The organism is Paenibacillus glucanolyticus (assembly GCF_037333485.1).
Classification (GTDB): domain Bacteria; phylum Bacillota; class Bacilli; order Paenibacillales; family Paenibacillaceae; genus Paenibacillus_AQ; species Paenibacillus_AQ glucanolyticus.
The window spans coordinates 348,606-372,364 of record NZ_CP147845.1 but is presented as its reverse complement, the minus strand read 5'-3'; the positions used below and the strand labels follow the sequence as shown (position 1 = coordinate 372,364).

Sequence of the window (23,759 nt, the reverse complement as noted above, 5' to 3'; positions counted from 1 at the left end):
CGACTATGCGGTTTACTCATAATCATACTGAAAACATCTCCCCGTGTAAAGTCAGCAACAGATGCACAGAAAAAAAAGGGATTCTGCCCTGCCCAGCAAAATCCCTTCCATCTCACAATCAATTCTAATGAAGCTTCCATTATTCCACTGTCCAAATGGCCCTTCCTTCTTTCATCGGATCGCCGTAACTTAGCTGCAGCCCCTGAACACCCTGCTTCACTTCGTACGGAATTTCACCTTTTAATTCTCCGCCTGGTGCAACCGTACCATCCAGCATCTTCACATCATCCGTAATAGGGACCGTGTAGTTAAGATCACTCGAATCCGTCAAGGAAAAAGACAGCGCTGATGATATGACAAGCGGCTCCTGTCCATTGTTCTTCACAGTAAGCTCAACAACCTTAAATGTATGGCCAGCCTGAGGCTTTAAGTATTCATCGCCCTCCGAATCGCGTACGCTGTTCAGCGTAATGACCGCGCCGTGATAATCCACCGTGTCGCCCACAGCCGCAGGCTCGCCAATCGGTTTCACATCTGTATTTGCAGTTGATTCCTTATCCTCTTGGATCGGTTCTGTAGACGATTCTTCTGCAGACGGATCCTTCTCATCCGCCCCCTCGTTACCCACAACGGCCGGTGGAGTCTCTGCCGGGGGATCGGCCTGATCATTGGAACAAGCAGCTGTCAGCAGCATGGAAAACAACACAGCAGCGACCATCATAACTTTTTTATTCATTCTATTATCCTACCTCTCTGAAAGACTATATCTAAATGTGCGGACCATTTCCATTTCGCCTTAAAAACCCTGAATCCTTCATAAAAACATAAATCGATCGATTCCCTTTTATGGAAGACGGAAGCGTTTCAGAAGAAGTTTTGCTTGCGCGATTATTCTTAAACAAGAAAAAGACCCCCGAATCAGGGGGTCTTCCAACTGTTGTCTCATTAAGAATGTATCGGAGTTTTCGTCTCGATCTCAGGCAATGCCTGCAAGCCAGCCGTGTTCAGGAAGTTCCACGGCTTGTTGTAATGCGGCTGAAAGAAAAAGTCGATGAATGCCAGCTCGTCGATAGTCATGCGATTCTGTATGCACACCGACAGCGTGTTGATGGATTGTGTCATATCCACTCTGGAAATGATCTGCGCACCCAATATCCGGCGGCTATCCTGTTCATATACCACCTTCAGCGTGACCGGTTCGAAGGTTGGCATAAACTCCGGACGGTAGTGATCCGTTATGGATACTGTCTCCACTTTAAGATCTTCGTCTTTGGCAGATCCTTCGGTTAAGCCTGTCGATGCAATGTTGTGCTCGTATATTTTCAATCCCGAGGTCCCCTGGGTGCCCATATAAGGCGTTGTCGGCTGCACGAGGTTGCGGGCAACAAGCGTACCCATCCGTACTGCGTTGGTGGCCAGAGGAATATACATCATTTTCCCCGTCGGATTGTAGAGGACCGAGCAGCAGTCGCCCGCCGCATACACATCCCGCTTGCTGGTCTGCATATATTGATCCACAACGATGGCGCCATTTTTCAACATATCCACTTGCCCCTTCAACAGCTCCGTGTTCGGGCGGAAGCCGATACAGAGGATAACCAGGTCCGTGTCGATCTCACCCTTGTCGGTGATGACCTTGTTCACGTTGCCATCCTCCCCCTGGAAAGAGGTTACCGTCTGACCCATCGCCATCTTGATCCCTTTTTCCCGGAAGGATTCTTCCACCTTGCCGCTAAATTCTGGGTCGAGATATTTGTTCAGAATGCGGTCGGCGCTGTCGATGAGGGTGACCTGCTTGCCGTTCTGCTGGAAAGCCTCAACAAGCTCCACGCCGATGTAACCTGCGCCAACCACCGTAATGTGCTTCGCACCTTGTGCCTTTTCGATGATGGTGTTGGAATGGTTATAGTTTTTGCAGAGCAGAATATTATTCAGATCAATGCCCTCAAGCTTAGGCACAATAGGCCACGATCCAGTTGTTACGATCAGCTTATCAAACGTATCTTCAAAGGTTTCCGATGTAACCAGATTACGAACTTTCAAAATTTTGCGATCTGTATCCACCGAAATAATCTCATGTTTCATCTTGGTCTCAACACCCAGCTCGTCGAGCTTCTGAGGTGAAGAGTAGAACAATCCATCAGGATCTTTTACAACGCCCCCGACATAAAGCGCGATGCCGCACGACAGGAAAGAGATATTATCATTGCGTTCATAAACGGTAATCTGTGCATCGGGGTAAAGCTTGGCGGTATTTACAATGGCGGACGTTCCTGCATGGGTACAACCGATAACGGCAACTTTCATGGTTTTTTCCTCCTCCAAATTTAAAGCTTTATATTGGTTTAAGATGAGCTGTTTTGACTGGATTCATGCTTGGTAACCCTTGATGAACTTGAATGCAGCGACTGGAAAAAATATTGTGAATATTTTCACTTTGTAGTCTCATTATAATGTGATTTATTTCACAGTTCAATAGGCAATCTCGAATTTCACACATTGTTCATAAATTCACATGGTATGAGTGATGAAAAATATGGACTGATGCGATGACAATTGCCGATGAGATTGACAACGTGAGCATCGTATAAATGGACCTTAAAAACCTCAGCATACCGGCTTCAAATCAGGGCAAGCTAACAGATGTCGTTCCGATAAGTGAGATTAGAAGCATGAGGCCTAAACAGGTTTTCTTATTAATAACAGAATATGCCCTTTTTGAAACAACCGACAGCGGGTAATGAGTGTGCAGGAGGTGTTTGGAGATGACTACCGTATTTGTTGCTGGAGCCGGTGGAACAACCGGAAGGCTGATTGCGAAGCTTCTTGTACAAAAAGGATATCAAGTGCGCGGTCTCATTCCGGATGAGGATCATAAGCGAAATATGGAGCAGGAAGGTGCAGAAGGAATTGTCGGCGATTTGGCTCAGACTTATTCAGGGGGCCTGAAAGATGTCGATGCCGTTATTTGTGCAGTGGGGGCCGGGGTCACCGAGGATCCGCAGGAGACCGATCAAATCGGCACCGTCCGGCTGATCGAGCAGTGCGTGCTTGAAGGGATTCCACGCTTTATTATGATCAGCTGTATGGAGACCAAGAATCCGGGGAACCTGCCTGAGCTGAAACCATATCTGCTCGCTAAGCATAAGGCAGAAGTCATTCTTGCCGAGAGTACGTTAACTCACACCATCATTCGGGCAGGAGAATTAACGAATCATGAGCCTGCCGGAACAGTTGAAGCGGATTCCAATCTCCCGAAGGCCGGGCCCGTATCCCGTCATGATGTTGCGCATGCCGCGGTGTTATGTCTTTCACTGCCGGAGACGGAGAATACCACGTTTGATCTGATTCAAGGCCAGCGTCATATAGAGGATGCCCTGAAGGAGTTAGCCTCAAGTTAATATATTCGTTCCAAAAGAAAAAACAGGACTGTTCTCCTGCGGACAAATACGCCCTGTTAGGAAACAGCCCTGTTATATTAGCGATATATTCTGCCTTTAACCCAGCAGTGATTCGATAGCACTCTTCATCGATTCAGGTGTGTCGCGCGGTTCGAACCGCTGAACAACGTTACCCTCACGATCCACCAGGAACTTCGTAAAATTCCAGGCGATCTCCCCGCCTTCATTCGGTCCTGGCTGCTCCGATTTCAAATATTGAAACAACGGATGCGCCCCTTCCCCGTTCACATCAATCTTCTCGAAAACCGGAAATTTCACACCATAGTTTATTTGACAGAACGATGCTGCCTCTTCACTTGTCCCCGGCTCCTGTCCGCCAAACTGATTGCACGGGAAGCCAAGAACCTGCAGCCCTTGCTGGCCGTACTGGTCATACAGCTGCTGAAGCTCGCCATATTGTGGCGTAAGACCACATTGACTTGCCGTATTCGCTATAATCAGAACCTTGCCTGAATACTGATCGAGTGAAACTTCCTGGCCTGATGGGTTTGTTGCTTGATATTCATAAACTGACATCTTTGGATCTCCTCCCCGGCTTTGTTTTGAATGGACATTAGACTCCTGCCGTGACGCTGAAGCCTTGTGGTCTCCCTCCATCATACCGAATAAATGCCATCAAACCAAATCCCGGTTCTGATATGGCCATAAAGAGCATAAAGTGTATCCTTTTGTATCGAATTGAATGGTACTATGATCTGCAGCCTATATTGCATGCTTTGCCATAATGAACGGACATATACTTGATGACAAACAAGCATGTTTAGACAGCAGACCAGCAGGGTAATGACCCGAGAGGGTTGGATCTTATGTATCCATCATATACTCATACATAAGCGAGGCAAGAGCAATGAAATTATACCCCGAAATGTTTTTATCTCCATGGCATCTCATCGTCCTTCTCATGGTCCTGATTGCATTTATCGGACTGATCATGGGTGGATATGACAAGAAGACGGTGCTGCGAAGCACAGGGCTCTCAGCGCTCATCTTCTACTTTATGCTGACGATCCCGATCGGCCTGATCACCCAGGAATCCCTGTACAAGGAAGAAACGATGATACAAAGCCTGGATCAGCGGTATGAGGACAAACAAGCAAACGGTCAGCTTCATGGGACTCAGGATTACGTCATCGCTTATGTCGGTGCATATAAAAATGAGGATGACGCCGATATCGTGGTCTATGCAGGCAACTATCATGCGACTCAAACATTCAGTGGTCATATCCGGGTTTACCTCTACGACAGCGAGGATGAAGAGGTATTTATCAAGACCTACGAAGGCGTGACACTGGAACCGGGTGAGAAGAAAAAGCTGGATTCCACGTTCACAAGCCACCCCATGACAACGTATCGATTCCATTATGAAGCGCAGCCCGAGGTATGAGGGCTACGTTCTTCGTTTATATTATCAAGTTCGAGTTGACAGATGATTTTCTGGCCTGACACCTGCATCATTCGTTTGGGACACAGGCTGGCAGGGCTCTGGGATGGGCGGGAGGTTCTTGATGTCACGGCCTTTGCGCATATGCCGTATACCCAAATAGATAAGAGTAACCACCGGCAGAGACAGCATGGTCATGGCAAGCAGCATGCTCGACATCTGGTAAGAAGGGTCGGTTTCAACTTCGGAGAAGTCCAAAAAAACAAACGTAATGAACGTGACCCCCGGGAAGATGAGAATCTGCAGCCAGCGCATCCATTTCACCAGAACAAAAAACAGAATGGAGAAAAGTCCAAGAAGCAGAATCGGGTACAGCATTTGTTCCGGATCCACGGTACCTTGCTCTGCCGCACGGGTCAACCAGAATGCGATGCCGAACTGAACAGGGAATACCAGCCAGGCAAGCAGCCCCGTCCCGCGAAACGCCGATCTCCGCTTTTGAAGCGCCTCTTCGTATTGGTACAGCTTCATCTCGTATTCCAGCTGATTCAGTTCTTCTTCCGTCAGTTCCCGCTCCTCATCGCTCTCCTGCAAGAGACGGTCCAGATAAGGCCGATATTGCCGCTCTATATTGCCATCGAATGCGGTCTGTTCCAAATCCTCGTCTTCGCGAAGCACATCGGCAACCGATTCATCTGCCAGATCCTGTACGATGATCGAGGTCAGATATATCGGAAGGTCCCGCCGACCTATGACCTCCAGCCAGCGGTTGGCATCCATCGAATCGGTAAAAGGAATGGCCACCGTCCGGTCCCCCTGCTCTCCTGTACCCACGAGATACAGGACTGGCATCAGTTCTGCCATAGGCAGTGTTTCGCTCATTTTGCTCTTCTTATAGGCATAACTAAATGAAAAAATATACCTTCCATAGTATATTTCCTTCACATCGCCGAGCCATAGGTTCCCCTTGAATGAATCTTTTGACTCTGGGTCCCACCTCTCGTACTCCACATGATCCTCATATAACAAGTACTCATCCAGATGTGTGTTGTTCCAGACATGTCCCTTCAAGCTTCTAAACAGCTTAGCTCCCATAAAGATGCCTGCAGGTATGGCAGCTAGACTTATCCAGGACCAAACATGGTTCCAGAGGTACAGCAGAATCAAGGGTCCCATCGTTAGCACCAAGCTAAGGAGCAGCCCCAGCACGTGCATTTCGAAGGTAATCACCCAATAAAAGGGCTGCATTTGGGGTTTTCTCTGCTCATGAATCACCAGAGACATTCAGGCAACTCCCTCCTTATATTCTATTGTTGTTATCGGAGAAAACAATATGTAACGAAAATGAAACAAGGCCCTGTCTCCCATAAATTATGTTTATGGTTTCATGCCGTTGTTCCGAACCAAAAAACCTCCCCCGACAGCGGCCGGGGAAGGTTTTCGTTTCATTCTTCGCCTTACTGAGCCGTACGGTTCTGAGCCAGTTTAACAAGCAGATGAGCCAGCTGATGCTGCTCCGCTTGTGTACCAACCTTCCATAATTCCTGAAGAAGCTTCTCCTCGGAATTACGGGGCTCCTCATTTGCCGCCAGGTAACCTGCTACCTTCTCTGCGGCCTGAGCGAGCTGCTCTTCATTCAAACCGATGCTCTCAGCAAGCTGAATTCGCTTGTTCAAATAGGATTGGAAGGCATCAAAGTCAGCCAGAATCCGCTCCTTATCCCCATCGTCAATTCGGTCCAGCGCATGGTCAACCTTACTCACATCCAGCTCACCATTCTTATTCACAACATGATTATGTTCAGACATGATAACGCCTCCTTGTCTTCGACTAGGTAACGCTCTGTACTTAACCGTGCTCATCCGAATTGAAACAGGTTTCTCCTAAAAATTCCCTCAGTACTTAACGCCCGCCGCGCCGTCCGCCGCCTTGGCCTCTTGCACCGCGGCCTTCGGAATTACGAGTACCGCCTTGACCACCGCGACTGTTCTGACTCCCCCGGCTTTCGGTCCTGGATTGCCCGCGTCCGCTGCTGCTGCCGCGCACTCCGGCCTGTGACGGCCCACGGCCTTCGCCTGCGCGACCTTCACGGCTGCTGCCGCCACGTCCACCAGCCTGTGACGGTCCTCGGCCTTCGCCTGCGCGACCCCCGCGGCTGCTGCTGCCACGTTCACCAGCCAGTGACGGTCCTCGGCCTTCGCCTGCGCGACCCTCGCGGCTGCTGACCCGGCCAGTTCCACGCTCATCCCGGCGTGACGACTCGCCTCTTCCCCGGCTCTGCTCGCCGCGCGCGCTTCCAGAATGGTTACCCCGGCTCCGTCCGGAGCCCGTCCCACGATCCGCACGGCCTCTGCCTTGTCCACGTTCATTATCGGATTCGAGTGAGGAGACACTTCTTGCGTTTCTCGGTCTGCCTGCATCCCTGCCTGAATCGCCAGTGCTTTCCCGAAGGCTGCCAGCACCAGAGTCATAACGCACACGCTTTAAACGCAGGGAAATTCCTTCTTCAATTCGCTGCAGGTCATTTAGGTCCTTGCCAGCCGCGAAGGTGATCGCCATTCCGTTACCCCCGGCCCGTCCGGTCCGTCCGATGCGATGGATGTAACTCTCGACATCATGAGGCATGTCGTAGTTAAATACATGCGTAACGCCTTCCACGTCAAGCCCCCTGGCAGCAACGTCCGTTGCCACCAGCAGCTGCAGCTTGGCATCCCGGAATCGCTTCATCACCGCTTCCCGCTTCGCCTGGGACAGGTCCCCGTGCAGCTCGTCCGACTGGTAGCCATGGGCCAGCAGCGCATCATTCAAGATACTCGCTCTGCGCTTCGTCCGGCAGAAGATAATCGCCAGGAACGGGTTATACTGCTCAATCATCGTACGCAAGGCATCCTGCTTCGAGCGGTCCGTACACTCGACCACTACCTGCTGAATCTGCTCCAGCGGAATCGGGGAGGCTCCTTTAATGACTATATCAACCGGTTGATTCATATAGTTTCCAGCCAGCTGCTTCACCCCGGCAGGCATCGTGGCAGAGAAGAGCATCGTCTGACGCCGATATGGAAGTGCGTGAATCAGCGCCTCCACATCATCCAGGAAGCCCATATGCAGCATCTGATCGGCTTCATCCAGCACCAGCTGTTTGACACCGCCCAGCTCCAGCGTGCCGCGGCGTAAATGATCCAGCAAACGTCCCGGTGTGCCAATGATCAGGTGGCGCCCGCCCTCAAGCTTGCGCAGCTGCTTCTCCACGTCCTGCCCGCCATATACCGCCAGAATCTTAATGCCATCCGGCTCTCCGGCTGTGAGCTTCTTGGCTTCTTCCGTAATTTGCAATGCCAGCTCTCGCGTTGGCGCAATAATGAGCGCCTGCGGATACGCCCGCTTGGGATCGATCTGCTGCAGAATCGGCAGCATGAAAGCCAGCGTCTTCCCGGTGCCGGTGCGTGCCCGGGCGATAACATCTTTTCCATCGATCAGCAGCGGGATGCTCTCTTGTTGCACCGGAGTCGGCACCGTAATTCCCTGCTCCTTCAGTTTCCTTACTCTTTGTTCGTCAATACCCAGTTGTTGAAAGTTCGGCAAACGTTCCACCTCATTTAATTTTTTAGCATCTGTTGCGTTTATCTTCTATACTGGTTTGGCTGGATATCACGCATAACCTGCATTAGTCCCAACAAAATGTCCTTCGGAATCGTTCTAGTTGTAAAGAAACTGACAAACGTCCCTGACTTTGGTAATGTCAACATATAGATATCCAGTTTACACTAAGCGAGGAGGTGCTCCGAAATGAACAACGTACAGCTCATCCTGACAGCACTCATCTTGCTGATCCTGTTCGGCCTTATCAATCTGATGATCAATTACATATCGCGGCGTGACGGGGAGCCCCATGTTCCCTTCCGTAAGAAGCTGTGGCTTATCCCGCTGTTGTCAGCCTTCATTATTATACCGCTTGAGCTCTTCGCTATGTTATATGCGGGATGGTTCCCATTGACCGACCCAGCGGGATCCGGCGACACCCTTGCCTTCGACAGCAATGGCGTATTGCTGGGCTTCTCGCTCATCGTTCTGATCGGATTCCTGATCTTCGAGAGCCTTATTCACCCATTGGTCATCGCCTTGCTGCGGCTGCTCCTTCGCAAGGACGCCTCCATCTATATCAAGCAAACCGTTACGATTGCATTCGATACGGTTCTGCTATACATCGTGTCCCTGCTGATACCGGCCATTCCGATCGGAGGCTGGCTGCAATCGCTGTTCATTGCGCTGTTCTTCCACCTGATTGAGTGGATCCTGATCGGAGTCCAAACCTGGGTGCAGCAGCGCAAGCGAGCCAGAGCCGAATCTGCCGGCTAGGCTAGAACCTCCCGGATTTGAATATCGCATACAGCAGCCATGCGACCATGAGCAGGGCTACAATGAATCCGACTTCGATTACCGGGAAGCTCCACAGCATCATCGGCTCCCGACTGAGTGACGAACCGATAATCAAGCCAACCATAATAATGCTGAAAGCGAGAAGTACAATGCTGAAAGACAGCCGGTTACTGATCTGATCCAGCTTGCGCATCAGCGCTTGCAGCTCCGGAACGCTGATCTCCACCCGCAGCTTCCCTTTGCTGATCAGAGCCGACAGCTGTCTGGCCTGTCCAGGCAGATCAAGCAAACTCTCCGCAAGACCCGCTACCCCATCCAGCACCTTCCTGCCGATTCGGCGGGTATTATACCGCTTCTTCAATAGCTTTCGTCCAAAAGGCTCCGCCATATCGATAATGCTGAGATTCGGATCCAGCATCTCGATGACCCCTTCAAGCGTCAGCAATGATTTGCCCAGAAGTGTCAGATCCGGAGGCAGCATAATCTGATGGCGCTGAGCTACGGCAAACAAATCCGTCAGCGCCTTGCCGATACGCACTTGGGAGAATGGAACATCATAATATTCTCCCCGCAGCCGGTCCATATCGGACCGCAGGGAGTCCATATCACAATCCTCCGGGATCAAACCCATTCTGGAAATTGCCCGGATCATCCCTTCCGAGTTCCGCCGCATCAGCGCAATAATGAGTCCGGACAGATGATCCCTCATACTCTCACTGAGCTGTCCGACCAGCCCGAAATCCAGAAAAACCAGCTTCCCGTCCTCTCGGACGAGCAGATTCCCGGGATGAGGGTCCGCATGAAAGAACCCTTCAAGAAAAATCTGCTGCAGCATGCCGTCAATCAGATGCTCCGCGATAGCCTTCAGATCATGTCCCTTGGCTACAATCTCCTGCCGCCGGCTTAACGTAAGACCCTCCGCATACTCCATCATCAGCACCTTGGATGACGTGTACTCCCAATAAATCCGCGGAATGCGGATAAATTCATGCTCCGTCATCTGCGATGCAACCTTCTCTGCATTTCGGGCCTCATGGCTGTAATCCAGCTCTGCCATCATGGCTCTGGCAAATTCGTCAACAATCCGGTCCACCCGGTACAGCTTGACCCATTCCCAGTGACGCTCGGCAATCGAGATTAAATCCCGTAATATCTCCAAGTCACGGCCGATCATTCGGGCTACGCCCGGCCGCTGAACTTTGATCGCTACCCATTCTCCAGACTTCAGCCTCCCGGCATGAACCTGCCCAATCGAGGCAGCAGCCAGCGGCTTCTCTTCAAACTCACTCAATACGTCGTCAATCGGCATTCCCCATTCTTGCTCAATCAGCTCCCGCGCGCTGGCAGAAGAAAAAGGAGGAACCCGCTCCTGCAGCTTCACCAATTCCTGGATAATATGGTCTGGCAGCAGGTCGGATCTTGTACTCGCCAGTTGGCCAAGCTTCACAAATGCCGGCCCAAGATCCTCAAGCACCCGCCGGATGCGTTCCCCTAAGGTGATGGTCTCCGGCTGCTCCCTGGAACTCCAGCGGACCGGCAGCGACAGGACATGAAACAGTCCCATCTCCTCCACCATATAGCCAAAGCCATGACGCATGAGCGCCATGGCGATTTCCCGGTAACGTCCGGCATGTCGGATTCGGACCGCCATCTATTCCTGCTGCGATCCTTCCAGTTCTACGACCTTCTTCTCCAGAGCGGCAATGCGCTGTTCCAGGCTGGCGACATCACTCTCTTTAGGTACGTCCAGCTCGGACAATACACGCTGCACCTGTTCATAAATATACGTCTTGATCTGCGACTGCTCTTCTTCGCCGCGTTCCACGAGACGGTTCACAAGTGCCTTGGACTCCGCAGGAGCAAGCTCCCCGCGTTTAACCAAATCATCCACGACTTTCTCTACTTTTTCCTTGCTGACTACGGTAAGGCCCAATCCTAACGAGATTGCTTTTTTAAAAAGATCACTCAAGGTATATCCCTCCCGGTCGTTGTCTGGTTCCATTATAACCTGTAATGCTGGCAAAAACATCTATCCTTGGACTTGCCTTCATAAGTATAGAGAAGCTTCCTTATCAATTTCCCCTGATTTCACTCTAAATATGAGGGCATCTTGGTTTCAGATGAACAGAACGACCATTCAGGTGCCATCATGAAAAAAGCGAACAGGCGGGGGAAACCATACCCCCGCCTGTTCGTTTATGCATCTATTCCGTGAGGATGAAAAACGGCTTAGTCGTCATCACGATCGTTATCGTTATCGTCACGATCATCATCATGATCCCGGCCATGGTGGTCGTCATCGTCATCGTGGTCGTCATGCTTCTCATTCTCTGCCTTGATCACTTTGCCGCTGACGGCATGAACTTCTACCTCAGACGACCCTTTGGCTGTCTTGACTTCAACGTCATACACCCATTTGCCGTCATCTTGGTCCAAATCCACTTCCACAGCAGTCCCGCCCTTAACATGTTGGACTGCAATAGCAGAAGCCTTGCCGGCACCAATCAGATTGGCGGGAATGTTGTCGCGGTCATTATCATCATCGTCCTGGTCTACCCGAACACCGAGGGATTTGCCTGTGTAGGCATCAATCCATACATCCACATCCCGGTTTTTCTGCTGGATCTCCACATCATAGACCAGCTTGCCTTTTTTGCGGTCGATATCAATGCTCTCCACTTTACCGCTGGCAGCGGCCAGTGCCAACTGCTCTGCCTTCTCCATACCGATCAGCTGCTGCTTCGCTGCCGCCTGGGTTTTCGCTGCCGGGGCCTTTTCTGATCCTGCCGCCTGCACAGCGTTATAACCGTATACTCCACTTGCCGCGATTGCCACGGACAGCGCACCTGCCCACAATGTTCCTTTTTTCATATCTTACGCCTCCTCTATACTCTCTTGGTTATCTCTACAAACCTAATATAAACGTTCAAAATGAGAGCACTCCGAGAGAAAGATTAGAAAACGATGATAAAATGTGAAATACCCTCTCATTATTCATCGTCATCATCGTCGTCCCATGTAATCGTCATAATTTCGCCTGTAATCGCATGGACTTGAATGGTTGCTTCCCGTCCATCTTCCCGCTCAATCTCCACCAGATAGTAACGGCTGCTCTTGCTCTCGCGATACTCCACGTCTTCAACCGTTCCCGCTACCTTCCCTAAGGAGAGTTTGGTCGCCTGTTCTTTGGTAATCATCGTTTTAGGCGGCTCGGGGTTGTTGATCCCTGTACCGTTTCCGCTTTCGCCGTTTGTTGTTCCCTCCCCACCGTTCTCTCCCGGCTTGGGGGGATTACCCTGATCCGGTGACTGCACGGGGTCAACGGGGTCAACCGGCTCCGGCTCCGGCTTCACTTCCGCTTGGTCCAGTGGTTTGATGGACACGATGTCCCCGTTACGGGCATCCACTGTCAGCTCGTACTTTCCGGTGTCCGATTGAAGCTCCATCCGGTACATCTCACCTTCCAGGGATGCTTTTATAATTTCACCGCCCTGGTATTGCTCCAATACCCCACGAACGGCTTCAGCCTGTGACATGGCCTCCGTCGAACGGCTGAACGGACTCCAGACCGCATTCACAATGATCATAACAGCCACAACGAGAACGACACCCAGCAGCAAACTGACTTTTTTACGCATCTAATCACCTCGGACACATTCGTCTTTTCCGTCAGTATAGCGCAGTTTGGTTAGAATTTGATGAGAAAAGGGTGCTTTTCTTCTATTGGGAGGCCCTCATGCGAATCGTGGCTGTTGTGCCCACGCCAGGCAGGCTGTCCAGCTCCACAACGGCAGAGATGGCTGCTGCGATATCCTTCGCTAGGGACAAGCCGAGCCCCGCCCCTCCGCCGCGGCGGCCGCGGGCCTCGTCCACCCGGTAGAAGCGGTCAAACACATGCTCCAGCTCGTCTTTGGTTATTCCGATTCCGCGGTCGATAACCCGGATATAGGCTTCGGATGATTGGTTCCCAATCTCGATGATCATATGCTCGTCACTATATTTACGCGCATTATCCAGCAGAATGAATAGGAGCTGCTTCAGCCTGCGGCTGTCTGTCCAGCCGAGAACCTCACCATCGGCTTTAATCTCCACCGTGCGATTGTAGGCATCGCGAAAAGCACGCGCCGAGGACTCCGACAATGCAACAAGATCCACCTGCTCCATCTCGACTTGCCACTGCTCCTGATTGCGGGCAAGCAGCAGCAGCTGCTCCGTCATTTCCTTCATTCGAATGGCCTCAGAGTGAATCGCTTCGACCGACTCCATGAACAATTCGGGCCGATCCATTCCACGACGCTTCAACAAGCTTGCGTAACTCTCAATAATGGTCAGAGGTGTCTTCAGCTCATGGGAAGCGTTGGATACAAATTGCTCCTGCTTGGCGTGATTGCTCTCCAGCAGCGTAATCATGTCGTTAAACGCAGCGCCCATCTCAACCAGCTCGTCCTTCGATTTCTCCTTCAGCTCGATTCGCCGGAAGCGGCCGCTTTGACGAATATCCTTCATCGTATGGATCAAGCCGGTGATCGGCTGCATGATCAATCTCCCCAGCACCCGCGTAGAAACCACGATCGGGACAAGCCCTATGGCGGTTACAGCCACCAGTACGATTCGGAGTGCCTGCAGCGTCTCCATCGTTGCGGCCAAGCTGCGGGAAATTTGGATGTTGTAAACAGCCCCGTCACTCCAAATCACCGGCATGGAAACCATCACGTAACGCATGCCTTCATACGAAATCTGCTTTACCTGCTTATTGGTGTTATACGGCAGCTTGAGCCCTTCCATCTCCTCGCCGGAGGAGGTCACAAACGGAGATTTGACCTTGCTGTCCGCCGGGACGAATTGAATCTTCCCGTCAGCTGGTACATAGCTTCGCAGCAAATCACCGACGGGAATGGCAGCGGCTGAATGTGCCATGCCCCGGGCTATGCTGGACGCCTCAACCTCCGCCTGTTTCAGCTGGCTGTCCAGCGACATTTTGCTGAACACATAATAGATGCATAAATTCATGACAATCAGGATGACAGCCATCAGCACCGACGAATAGAGGTGGATTTTGCTGCTCAGCTTCATGGGGTATCTTTCAGCACATAGCCGACACCGCGAACGGTGTGAATCAGCTCCGGCTTGCCGTCCTGATCGATTTTTTTGCGGACATAGCGTATGTATACATCAACGACGTTGGTATCGCCGTAGTAATCATATCCCCATACGGCGGCAAGAATCTGCTCGCGATTCAGCACCTGCCGTTTGTTCTTCAGCAAGTATACGAGCAGGTCGAATTCGCGCGGCGTCAGATCCATTCTTCGTTCATCGCGAATGACTTCACGCGTGCCTTCATTCAATTTCAGGTCCGCAGCCGTAAGCCACTCCCCGTCTGACTGCTCTGCCGAATGCTGGGCCCCCTGAAGCCGCAATGCCGCACGAATCCGCGCCAGCAGCTCTTCGATCTGAAACGGCTTCGTAATATAATCGTTGGCTCCAAGATCAAGCCCTGACACTTTATCCTCAACAGAGCTCTTGGCAGTCAGCAGCAGCACGGCCGTGTACGTATCATGCGCACGAATCCGGCGAAGCAGCTCGATCCCGCTCATCCCCGGCAGCATGACGTCCAGCAATATCAAATCCACGTCCTGACTGCGGTAAGCCTCCAGCGCATCCAGTCCGTTATCCGCCTTGGTCACTTGATAACCTTCACTCTCCAGCTCGATTTCAAGCAAGCGGGATATTTTCACTTCATCCTCTACAATTAAAATCTTCCCGCTCACGCGCGTCCCTCCCACCGATATCCTCACGAAATCATTTAACCTGGAACACGTGCAGCCCACTTCGCTGCCTGCGTGATCATGAGCCGCAGCTGTGGCTGGAGAAAGGACGGCTCATGGTGACCCGGCATCAGGAATACCACGCGTCCGATGCCATACGTATGACACCAGGCAGCAGGCCACTGCTTCCCTTCGAATTCATAATGCAGCAGCACCGTTTTCTCGGTGAAGGGATCAAATATGAAGCGGTAAGGCTCCTCATCCAGCACAAAAGGCTCCATGCCTTCCGTAATATCGTGTTCGGTCTCCCCGGGGACAAAATACAGCTTCTCCATTGGCGGGTGTCCGTCAAACCGGGCGCCGATCAGCTGGGCCAGCTCATACCGGTTAGCCAGCGTCACCCCGTTATGAATGACAAGCAATCCACCGCCTCCGCTTACATAGGACAGCAAGCCGGCGGTCTGCCGGGGGGAGACGCGCTCGTCCCACAAATCGCTGTAGGCGATGCATAACTCATAAGGGTACAGATTGCTCTCATGAAGCATTTTATGATTTTCCGTGCACTGCACGGTGAACATATCATTCAGCAGATGCGTCATTTGTTTATCGATGCCTTGCAGCGGATGAAACTTCGGGTGGGTATAGCTGCCGAGCAGCAATGCTTTTTTCTTATCCATTGGTCATCCTCCTATTACTACTCCATATTTCACATGATCCTCCGAAAACATGCATCAGAAGCCGGAATGGAAGCTAATCTTGCCAGCTCCCATTCTATATCATGACATTATTCTTGATTTTGAGCAAAGTAGCGGCCAAGCGTCACCATCATGCTGCCCATCCGCTCCTCCTCCGGAACCACCATGCGTTCAATGCCTTCCTCACGCAGCCCCTGGGCTGTAACCTTCCCTACAGCCGCTGCCAGGACAGGTCCCCGGAATGCCTCCAGCACCGCCTCCAGCTTGCCATGGGCACGGGCATAATCAGCTAAAAAACGAAACTGGGGTGCGCTGGTAAAAGCAACGGCATGGACCTTGCCGCCGATGATTTCATCGACAAGCTGCGAAATGTCTTCCTCAAGCGGTGGAATATGCTGATACGGCAGAATCTGCTCAACCGCCGCGCCGCGGCCTTCGAGCCACTCCACCAGCTTGGGCGCCGACTCGCCATGAAGCTGCAGAATGACACGCTTGCCTGTGAAATCATGCGGCTCGAGCGACCGGATGAGACCGGCCGTACTGCCGTCATCATCTCTGACAACGGGCGCGAGACCGCGTTTTTTAAGCGCATTTGCGGTTTTGTACCCTCTTGCCGCAATGAAGGTGTGCTGCATCGTTTCATTCAATGTATCCATAAGGCCCATCTGTTCTGCCATATCATAAATGGCCTCCAGGCCGATTCCTGTCGTAAAGATCGCCCACGGCGCAGGCGCCTTGAGCCAAGCCCCGATAGAGCTGCGCAGCACTTCATCATCCAAAAACACAGTTCCCTGCGCCGGACGGAGCAGTGCGGTTCCTCCCATCTTCTCCACCAGCTTGGCCATGTCTGCCGCTTTACGCGGGCCGGCCAAGGCTACGATCCGATCCTTCATATGCTGTGCCATCTTATATGCCTCGCTCTCTTAAATTCTTGCCTGTGCATCCGTTAATTTAGTACAGCTTATAGTATCTAGTATTGACTCCAGTATAAAGGCCCTGACCCTATAGATAAAGCCACTTTGGTCTTATTCTTCCAAATCTCCCTTTACTAAACCTGCGACCATAACGAAAGGAACCCAAGACCCATGTCATAGAATGCAGCCGGTGTATGAAGCCGGCCATCATCCTGTACGTGTTCATTCAGAACGTAAATTGGAATGGATTTTGCGTACTATTGCACAAAATATATGATTTTAGACATATGTACGTGGTATAAAAGTTCAATAAACAAAAAAAACTAACCCTTGGTTTAGGGTTAGTTTTTTTCGTTAAAAGTCTATATCTGGCTTTTCAACATGCTTACCGGTTCTAGAATCAATTATGAATGGCGTATTTTCATACACATCTTTATAAATCTGTTTGGATTCCTCTCGAGTAGGAGCAACAAGTTTATCTGGGTTGTTTCTAGAACCAATAGAATCTGATGTGGCAGCTAATGCTGCAGTGCTCATAGCAACAACTGAAAATACTGCTACTAAAGCAATGATTGTTTTCTTTTTCATGTTAGTTCACCTCCTGATGCTATCAATTATATGCTTTTTAAGTAACAAAATTCAATTTTTGTAATGAAATGGAATGGTTTTCTTTATGGATTTAATACTGTTCCACTGCCGGTAATGTCTCCATTACCTCTCTTTGGATCGCTCCAAGTCCACTGTGGCTTTGTCATTCTAAAACTCAATGTTGCACCAGGAGTAATACCGGTCCAGTCAGCGTGATTCCATCCAGTGTCAGGCCAGAATCTGTAAGTCCCCTTAGGTGCCCCGTTTTCATAAAGCGTGATGTCATACCATCTATCCTCATAAGGAGTTATCCTAGGCATATCTCTGGTTACCCAATTAAAGTTCACAGTAATTCGGACGGTGGAACTATTGCCGTTTTTGATAGTTCTTGCTGAACTTAGAGTCGAGTCAAATGTACCATTAAAATAATAAGGAAGAGGAGCATCTGCTTGGATACTGATACCGCCATCTTCTGTGGGGGAACCTTTTCCAGGACTAGCATTTTTGATAAATGGAGTCTCTGCATAGACTTTTTCGGAAATTTCTTTAGCTTCTTCTACGGAAGCTGGCTTCGTAACTTCCACTTCCCGTGAATCACCAGCATCAGCAGCAAAGGCACTTGTCGAAAACCCAACAATACTTACGAGAGTTAGAACACAGAGCAAAATTTTTTTCATATAATACCTCCTAAATTTAGTGATAATTGCGCTCCCAATAATATAAACACCTAAAAAATAGAAAAGGTTATGAAAAAAATTAAAAAAGACGGGAAAGGTTCCCCGCTTGGGTAAGTTACCAGAGATCAGGATACGCCTCCCTGCCATGATCCACAATAAAAAGCCTCCTTTTTGAAGTGACCCCCAAAAGTTAGACACGGTTATTTCATTAGGCAGCTTTCTCAAAATGAGTTCGGTACTGTACCGGACTCATTTTTAATTTTGCCTTTAACCGTTTGGTATTGTAGTATTCCATATATTTTTTTAGTTCTTCCTTAAAATGTTCCGCACATTCAAACTCTTTGTAGTACAGAAACTCCGACTTGAGAATGCCGAAGAAATTCTCTATGACGGCATTGTCGTAACAATTCCCTTTTCGTGACATGCTTTGGAGAATGCCTCTCGACTTAAGTGCATGCCGATACGACTTCATTTGGTAATGCCATCCTTGATCAGAATGAAGGAGAAGATGGTGTTCTTCCGGCAGACATTTCAGTCCTGCATCCAGCATCTGAGATACCAGAGAATAGGTTGGTCGTGAATCCAGGGTATAGGTGATAATTTCCCCGTTGAATAAGTCCAAAATGGGCGATAGATACAGCTTTTCTCCAAATAACTTAAATTCCGTAATGTCCGTCACCCATTTCTCATTTGGCGCCCCAGCCGTGAACTGGCGGTCCAGATGATTCGGTGCAATCTTGCCGACGCTCCCTTTATATGACTTATACTTTTTCACGCGAACCAGGCATGTAAGACCCATTTTCTTCATGAGTCTCTGAACCTTTTTGTGGTTAACTTTCCACCCACGGACTGCCAGTTCATCACGAATACGGCGATATCCGTACCGTCCGTCATGTTCCACGTAAATGGATTGAATTTCAGCCCTCAACTCGGTATTCGGATCTGGTTGGTTCATACACTTTATAAGGTTGTAATAGGTGCTTCGCGGGACACCAGCCACCTGTACGAGTGCCTTCACCGGATATTTATGCCTTAGTTGCCAGACGGCTTGTGCTTTGTCTTGTTTGGTGATTTTTCCTTGTTTCGAACTAAGGCATTCAACTTTTTTAGATACTCATTTTCCATTTCAAGCTGTTTGATACGTTCTTCAAGTGCTTCGACAGACCCTTCAACTACGGATCGTTTGGTAGACGAATTGGGGTTTTTCTTCATGGATGGACGCCCCTTCTTTTTTGGCTCAAGGGCTTCTAAACCGCCTGTCTCCATCTTTCTCTGCCAGGAATACAACATGGAGAAGTCCGGAAGCTTAAACAAAGCAGCGGTATCCATGAGAGAAGCGTCTGATTGAGCCATATGATTGAGTACGTCCAGTTTAAAGCTTGCCGGATAATTTGTATAGCCGTTAGTAAAGGCAGTCTCACCATGTATCTCATAGAGCTTCAACCAATATTGGAATTGAGACTTGGTTACACGCATTTGATTTGCGTATTCTGTTTGAGATAGAAGATCAGAGTCATACCCTTGAATTAATGCCAATTTGCTATCCTTCGAAGGTGGTGTTGCTCGTTTCGCTGGACGGGCTAGCATTTTTGAATCAGCACGAAAGTGATCAGGCCCAAAAAGTCGGCCGCCGAAGGCGGAAGCTGCGATAGCAGGGATCGCTGGGAGTCGAATGCAAATAGAGGGGTACCCATTGTAACACGGGTACCCCTCTTGGCTGGTGATCTCGGATCACCGTTTATATAAAGGCCTCCACCCTGCACAGCGGGAACAAGATGGAGGCTCCTATCGGTTGTTCTTGCCTTACTTCTGCTGACTGCCCGGGATAAATCCGCTCAGGTCCACGCCGAGTCCTGCCGCGAGTTTCGCGCCATATTCGGCGTCTGCACGGTAGAAGTTGCATACGGCTCGCAGCTGGATATCGGATTTGACCTGGCTCAGGTCGTCAATCAGATTGCGAAGTAAATGGTCCTTCTGCTGCTGCGTAAACGAACGGTACAATTCACCGGCTTGCGTGAAATCATCCGTTTTCTCGATGCGCTGACGAACAACGCTCCCCGTCAATGGAGCTTCGCTCTCGCGGACCGACGGGTCTTCCACAGGACCCGTTGTATAACTGTTCGGCTCATAATTGACCGGTGACGGATCCTGCTTCACGTTCATGAAGCCGTCGCGCTGATGATTACGCACAGGTGCGTACGGGCAGTTGATCGGAAGCTGCAAATAATTCGGTCCCAGTCGATGACGCTGCGTATCCGGGTAAGAGAACAAGCGGCCTTGCAGCAATTTATCCTCGGATGGCTCAATACCCGGCACCAAAGCGCTTGGAGAGAAAGCGGCCTGCTCTACCTCGGCAAAGTAGTTCTGCGGGTTGCGGTTTAGTGTCATCGTACCTACGGTGATGAATGGGAAGCGATCCTCCGGCCAGGTCTTGGTAGGATCCAGCGCATCAAAGGACAAATCGTCCATCTCATCGGGGGACATCAGCTGCACCTGCAGGCGCCACTTCGGAAAATCACCATTTTCGATATGTTCGCGCAGATCACGGGTGGCATGATTGAAGTCCTTGCCCTGCACCTCACCCGCTTGATCCACATCCAGCGTTCTTACCCCTTGCACGGATTCCCACTTATATTTGATGTACGTTACTTTGCCTTCACCATTGACCCACTTGAAGGAATGCACACCAAAGCCGTCAAGCTCGCGATAATTTGCCGGTGTACCATGATCCGAGAACAGCCAAGTCATCATATGCGTGGATTCCGGTGACAGCGTCATGAAATCCCAGTAGCGGCCGGCCTCTTGAATATTGCTCTCGGGCGAAGGTTTCAGGGAATGCACCATATCCGGGAATTTAATGGCGTCCCGGATAAAGAAGACCGGGAGGTGATTGCCCACAATGTCGTAGTTTCCTTCTTCCGTGTAGAACTTCACGGCAAAACCGCGTGGATCACGAGCGGTCTCCGGTGATCCTGTTCCATGGATAACCGTTGAGAAACGCACAAGGACAGGTGTTTCCTGACCAATTTCCTGCAGGAATGCAGCTCTGGTATAAGCCTTCATATCATTCTCGACCACAAACACGCCGTGCGCCCCTGCACCGCGAGCGTGAACGACACGCTCCGGAATCCGTTCACGGTCGAAATGGGCGATTTTTTCGATCAGATGATAATCCTCAAGCAGCGTCGGTCCGCGGCGGCCAGCCGTTTTCGAATTTTGGTTATCTCCTACAGGAGCCCCTTGGTTGGTTGTTAATCTGTCCATGTATGAACCTCCATCATCTCTATAATTGATTTTAGACTGAATCTAAATTTATGAGATGATTGTATCATCGGAGAATCCAGCAGATCATGATTGTCGCATGAGTGTTATATGATCCTTATATGAAGTTCAGATGAACGCTGGAAAAGACCGTGAAGGCACGCAAAAAAAAGAGGGGATTAATCCGCCAGGCGGTATCCCACTCCTCTAACTGTTGCAATATAGCGCGGGGCTCCCGCATTGTCGCTCAGCTTTTTACGCAAGCTTTTGATATGGACATCCACCACATTGCTGCCGCCCATAAAGTCCGTATCCCAAATCTTGCACATCAGATCTTCACGCGTGCAGACGGCCCCTTCGCTGTCCAGCATCAGCATCAGCAAATGATACTCTGTCTTGGTCAAGTGAATGGGGGTGCTTCCGCGGTGAATGGTCATTTTATCCCGATCAATCGATAAGTCCTTGTACACCAAACCGCGTACAGCTTCCTCTTCTCCAGGCAAACCCGCAGCGGGTGAGAACAATCGAATCGTCCGCTGTACCTGATACATCATCGTATCCTTGGAGCGGGCAGGCCATACCATAAGCTCTTCATCGAGCAGGCTTGAGCCTGCATTGCTCATCAGCTCCTCGCCCACGAGGTACAGAATCGGAATGGAGGATCGTTCGGGAAGCAGAAGCTCCTTCTCCTTGTTGAATGCCGCCATATTCCGGCAGCCCGTCATATCGGCAATGATCAGTCCTGTATTCAGAGCCGATTGCAGGCGCGGTTCCCATTTTCGGAACATCATCACCTCAAAGCAGTTGTCCGTCAGCGTAATGAACATTTCATGAACCCGCCCTGGAGAACGGCTCAATAACGCGGCCCGCAGCGTTGTAGGACAAGCATCGCCAATCGCCATAGCGGCCGTCGGACGAACAAACAGATTGCCGGATTTCCATTCCGGAAACGGATAGACCGTTCCCGGCTCCATCATTTCTTCCGTTTGATTTGGCATTCTGGACACACCCCCCCGAATACGACGTGAGCATGATGGATCACATAGCTGGTTTCGCCAGCCACGGTAGCCGCCCAATCCTCCGGCACCTCCGTCATGACTTCGTCGACTTTTCCGCATACTTCACAAATAATGTGCTGGTGTTCGTCTGTACGGGCATCGTATCGGCTTGCGCTCTCCCCAAGCTTCAACTCCCGGATCAGCTGTTTATCCGTCAGATAACGCAGGGAATTATAAACGGTCCCGTATGCAAGATTATATCCTTTCTCCACCAGTCGGTTCATGATATCCGCAGCTGTCGGATGATCATGCGATTCCCGAAGGACATCGTATACTGCTTGGCGTTGTGTCGTCAGATTTAAAGATCTCAAGGTATTCACCCTTTTAATTTATTTTTAGATCAAGTATAAATCTTATTCATCTCAAGGTCAATATCCGCCGCTGAAAATGCCGCTGGTAATCTTTAAGATTTCTTTAGATTCCGTTAAAAATTCCTTTAGCTTGTATGGATAGACTAGAAACATAGATGTTAATGCAAATAACAGCCAGTTAAAGGAGTCGATATACAGCCATGGAATCCGTTGCCAAGCATCCCTATAAACCTTCATCCACATCCGAACCACCCCGGCAGGAAACAAACAGACGGCAGAGCAATCGGGCAAAACGCCGCAATGGACGCGCCCGTCTCAGTCTGCTGCTTCTGTTGTTTGTCGTTATTCTTATGGCGGTGTACATAACAAGGGTAATTATTCCCCCTTCCATTAAAGCCAGCTCAGCCATCCTGATTCATGCCGAGACGGGCCGGGTGCTCTATGCCCAGCATGCCGATCTTCCACTTCCCCCTGCAAGCATCTCCAAAATGATGACCGAGCTGCTGGTGCTTGATGCTGTCCGTTCCGGACAGCATGCTTGGGACGAGGAGGTATCCATCAGTCGTTACGCTGCAGGAGTGCCGGGTTCGGGTATTGGCATGGTCGAAGGGGAGTCTTACACCCTGACACAATTGTTCCAGGCGCTCATTATTCATTCAGCCAATGATGCCGCGGTGGCCATTGCCGAACATCTAAAAGGGTCGGAGACACAGTTTGTGAAGGAAATGAATGCCCGGGCGAAGGAAATCGGTCTTTCCGACCGTACCGTATTTGCCAATGCTTCGGGGCTGCCTGCTGCCGATCTGGCTTCGTTTGCGGAAGCGGCCACCGAAGGAGAGACCATCATGACCGCCAGAGACTCGGCCATGCTGGCCCGCTGGATCATGAATAAACACCCTGATCTGCTTGAAGTCACCAGCCAACGGGATTTTCCGCTGCCGCAGAAGGACCTTACCCTGCATACCACCAATCTTATGCTGCCAGGCGAAGCGCACGGCTATGTGGGCAATGACGGCTTCAAGACCGGTTATACGAGCTCAGCCGGCTATTGTTTTACCGGTACCGCAGCGCGGGGAGGGAATCGGTTGATCTCTGTCGTGATGGGAACCGAGAGCACGGATCAGCGGTTCACGGAAACCCGGAAGCTGATGAATTACGGCTTCGAGCGTCAAGGCATGTTTTCGAATCTCCTATCCCTCCTTTTTAATTAAATGGCCCTTGACTCATATCCAACCTAAAGACGCATCGGAGTGAAATCTAAGCTGTGCGGG

At 50.5% G+C, this 23,759-nt stretch carries 24 protein-coding genes; 4 read left to right on the top strand and 20 right to left on the bottom strand.

Annotated features, from left to right (window positions below):
- Nucleotides 1-139: 139 nt before the first annotated feature.
- Entirely contained in the window at nucleotides 140-736 is a 597-nt protein-coding gene (locus tag WDY75_RS01665) for a DUF4352 domain-containing protein (RefSeq protein ID WP_063478032.1), read from the bottom strand.
- Nucleotides 737-945: 209 nt separating this feature from the next.
- The gene (locus WDY75_RS01660) at nucleotides 946-2,307 is read right to left on the bottom strand and encodes an FAD-dependent oxidoreductase (RefSeq protein ID WP_063478033.1); all 1,362 of its coding nucleotides are present in this window, start codon (nucleotides 2,305-2,307) and stop codon (nucleotides 946-948) included.
- A 458-nt stretch (nucleotides 2,308-2,765) separates the two neighbouring features.
- Here WDY75_RS01660 and WDY75_RS01655 point away from each other — a divergent pair, with 458 nt between their 5' ends.
- Nucleotides 2,766-3,401 (top strand): SDR family oxidoreductase, encoded by a 636-nt coding sequence (locus WDY75_RS01655; protein WP_036640059.1) that lies wholly within the window; start codon nucleotides 2,766-2,768, stop codon nucleotides 3,399-3,401.
- A 96-nt stretch (nucleotides 3,402-3,497) separates the two neighbouring features.
- Here WDY75_RS01655 and WDY75_RS01650 read toward each other — a convergent pair whose 3' ends face one another.
- Entirely contained in the window at nucleotides 3,498-3,977 is a 480-nt protein-coding gene (locus WDY75_RS01650) for a glutathione peroxidase (RefSeq protein ID WP_006206993.1), read from the bottom strand.
- 331 nt (nucleotides 3,978-4,308) lie between these two features.
- On the opposite strand from WDY75_RS01650, the gene WDY75_RS01645 reads away from it, so the two are divergent.
- Complete coding sequence (locus tag WDY75_RS01645) at nucleotides 4,309-4,845, top strand: hypothetical protein (RefSeq protein WP_082834267.1); 537 nt, start codon at nucleotides 4,309-4,311, stop codon at nucleotides 4,843-4,845.
- Nucleotides 4,846-4,869: 24 nt separating this feature from the next.
- Here WDY75_RS01645 and WDY75_RS01640 read toward each other — a convergent pair whose 3' ends face one another.
- The 3 genes from WDY75_RS01640 to WDY75_RS01630 form a co-directional block, all read right to left on the bottom strand.
- Nucleotides 4,870-6,126, bottom strand: coding sequence for a hypothetical protein (locus tag WDY75_RS01640; protein WP_063478034.1), 1,257 nt, complete (start codon nucleotides 6,124-6,126; stop codon nucleotides 4,870-4,872).
- A 173-nt stretch (nucleotides 6,127-6,299) separates the two neighbouring features.
- Complete coding sequence (locus tag WDY75_RS01635; protein ID WP_006206996.1) at nucleotides 6,300-6,650, bottom strand: DUF3243 domain-containing protein; 351 nt, start codon at nucleotides 6,648-6,650, stop codon at nucleotides 6,300-6,302.
- A 94-nt stretch (nucleotides 6,651-6,744) separates the two neighbouring features.
- Complete coding sequence (locus WDY75_RS01630) at nucleotides 6,745-8,424, bottom strand: DEAD/DEAH box helicase (RefSeq protein ID WP_063478035.1); 1,680 nt, start codon at nucleotides 8,422-8,424, stop codon at nucleotides 6,745-6,747.
- A gap of 204 nt (nucleotides 8,425-8,628) precedes the next feature.
- Between WDY75_RS01630 and WDY75_RS01625 the strand changes: the two genes are divergently transcribed.
- Nucleotides 8,629-9,198, top strand: coding sequence for a hypothetical protein (locus WDY75_RS01625; RefSeq protein WP_063478036.1), 570 nt, complete (start codon nucleotides 8,629-8,631; stop codon nucleotides 9,196-9,198).
- Nucleotide 9,199: 1 nt separating this feature from the next.
- On the opposite strand, the gene WDY75_RS01620 is transcribed toward WDY75_RS01625, so the two are convergent.
- The 14 genes from WDY75_RS01620 to WDY75_RS01555 all read right to left on the bottom strand — a co-directional run bounded on the left by WDY75_RS01620 (nucleotide 9,200) and on the right by WDY75_RS01555 (nucleotide 22,488).
- Nucleotides 9,200-10,870 (bottom strand): ABC1 kinase family protein, encoded by a 1,671-nt coding sequence (locus WDY75_RS01620; RefSeq protein ID WP_006206999.1) that lies wholly within the window; start codon nucleotides 10,868-10,870, stop codon nucleotides 9,200-9,202.
- Entirely contained in the window at nucleotides 10,871-11,188 is a 318-nt protein-coding gene (locus WDY75_RS01615) for a phasin family protein (protein ID WP_006207000.1), read from the bottom strand.
- A 260-nt stretch (nucleotides 11,189-11,448) separates the two neighbouring features.
- The gene (locus WDY75_RS01610; RefSeq protein ID WP_063478037.1) at nucleotides 11,449-12,090 is read right to left on the bottom strand and encodes a PepSY domain-containing protein; all 642 of its coding nucleotides are present in this window, start codon (nucleotides 12,088-12,090) and stop codon (nucleotides 11,449-11,451) included.
- A 119-nt stretch (nucleotides 12,091-12,209) separates the two neighbouring features.
- Nucleotides 12,210-12,857 (bottom strand): PepSY domain-containing protein, encoded by a 648-nt coding sequence (locus WDY75_RS01605; RefSeq protein WP_063478038.1) that lies wholly within the window; start codon nucleotides 12,855-12,857, stop codon nucleotides 12,210-12,212.
- Nucleotides 12,858-12,939: 82 nt separating this feature from the next.
- Nucleotides 12,940-14,292 (bottom strand): sensor histidine kinase, encoded by a 1,353-nt coding sequence (locus tag WDY75_RS01600; RefSeq protein ID WP_063478039.1) that lies wholly within the window; start codon nucleotides 14,290-14,292, stop codon nucleotides 12,940-12,942.
- Complete coding sequence (locus WDY75_RS01595; protein ID WP_063478040.1) at nucleotides 14,289-14,987, bottom strand: response regulator transcription factor; 699 nt, start codon at nucleotides 14,985-14,987, stop codon at nucleotides 14,289-14,291. The genes WDY75_RS01600 and WDY75_RS01595 overlap by 4 nt, the downstream gene beginning before the upstream one ends.
- 35 nt (nucleotides 14,988-15,022) lie before the next feature.
- Nucleotides 15,023-15,661, bottom strand: a complete 639-nt coding sequence (locus WDY75_RS01590; protein ID WP_006207003.1) for a ThuA domain-containing protein — start codon at nucleotides 15,659-15,661, stop codon at nucleotides 15,023-15,025.
- A 107-nt stretch (nucleotides 15,662-15,768) separates the two neighbouring features.
- Nucleotides 15,769-16,584, bottom strand: coding sequence for a uroporphyrinogen-III synthase (locus WDY75_RS01585; RefSeq protein ID WP_063478041.1), 816 nt, complete (start codon nucleotides 16,582-16,584; stop codon nucleotides 15,769-15,771).
- A 363-nt stretch (nucleotides 16,585-16,947) separates the two neighbouring features.
- Nucleotides 16,948-17,181: a hypothetical protein gene (locus WDY75_RS01580; RefSeq protein WP_063478042.1), complete on the bottom strand. Its 234-nt coding sequence runs from the start codon at nucleotides 17,179-17,181 to the stop codon at nucleotides 16,948-16,950.
- 83 nt (nucleotides 17,182-17,264) lie between these two features.
- On the bottom strand, nucleotides 17,265-17,858 hold the full coding sequence (locus WDY75_RS01575) for a hypothetical protein (RefSeq protein WP_152827687.1): 594 nt from the start codon (nucleotides 17,856-17,858) through the stop codon (nucleotides 17,265-17,267).
- Nucleotides 17,859-18,066: 208 nt separating this feature from the next.
- Nucleotides 18,067-19,445 (bottom strand): IS3 family transposase gene (locus WDY75_RS01570; RefSeq protein WP_156515032.1). Its coding sequence is split into 2 segments (ribosomal slippage): nucleotides 18,067-18,968 and nucleotides 18,968-19,445, totalling 1,380 coding nucleotides; the frame shifts between segments, so codons are not numbered across the junction.
- 216 nt (nucleotides 19,446-19,661) lie between these two features.
- Entirely contained in the window at nucleotides 19,662-21,122 is a 1,461-nt protein-coding gene (locus tag WDY75_RS01565) for a catalase (RefSeq protein ID WP_006207005.1), read from the bottom strand.
- Nucleotides 21,123-21,298: 176 nt separating this feature from the next.
- Entirely contained in the window at nucleotides 21,299-22,117 is an 819-nt protein-coding gene (locus WDY75_RS01560; protein ID WP_006207006.1) for a winged helix-turn-helix domain-containing protein, read from the bottom strand.
- Nucleotides 22,093-22,488: a Fur family transcriptional regulator gene (locus WDY75_RS01555; RefSeq protein WP_036640081.1), complete on the bottom strand. Its 396-nt coding sequence runs from the start codon at nucleotides 22,486-22,488 to the stop codon at nucleotides 22,093-22,095. Before WDY75_RS01555 ends, WDY75_RS01560 begins: the two co-directional genes overlap by 25 nt.
- Nucleotides 22,489-22,688: 200 nt before the next feature.
- Between WDY75_RS01555 and WDY75_RS01550 the strand changes: the two genes are divergently transcribed.
- A complete protein-coding gene (locus WDY75_RS01550; RefSeq protein WP_063478046.1) occupies nucleotides 22,689-23,699 on the top strand; it encodes a D-alanyl-D-alanine carboxypeptidase family protein in 1,011 nt (336 codons plus the stop codon).
- Nucleotides 23,700-23,759: the final 60 nt, after the last annotated feature.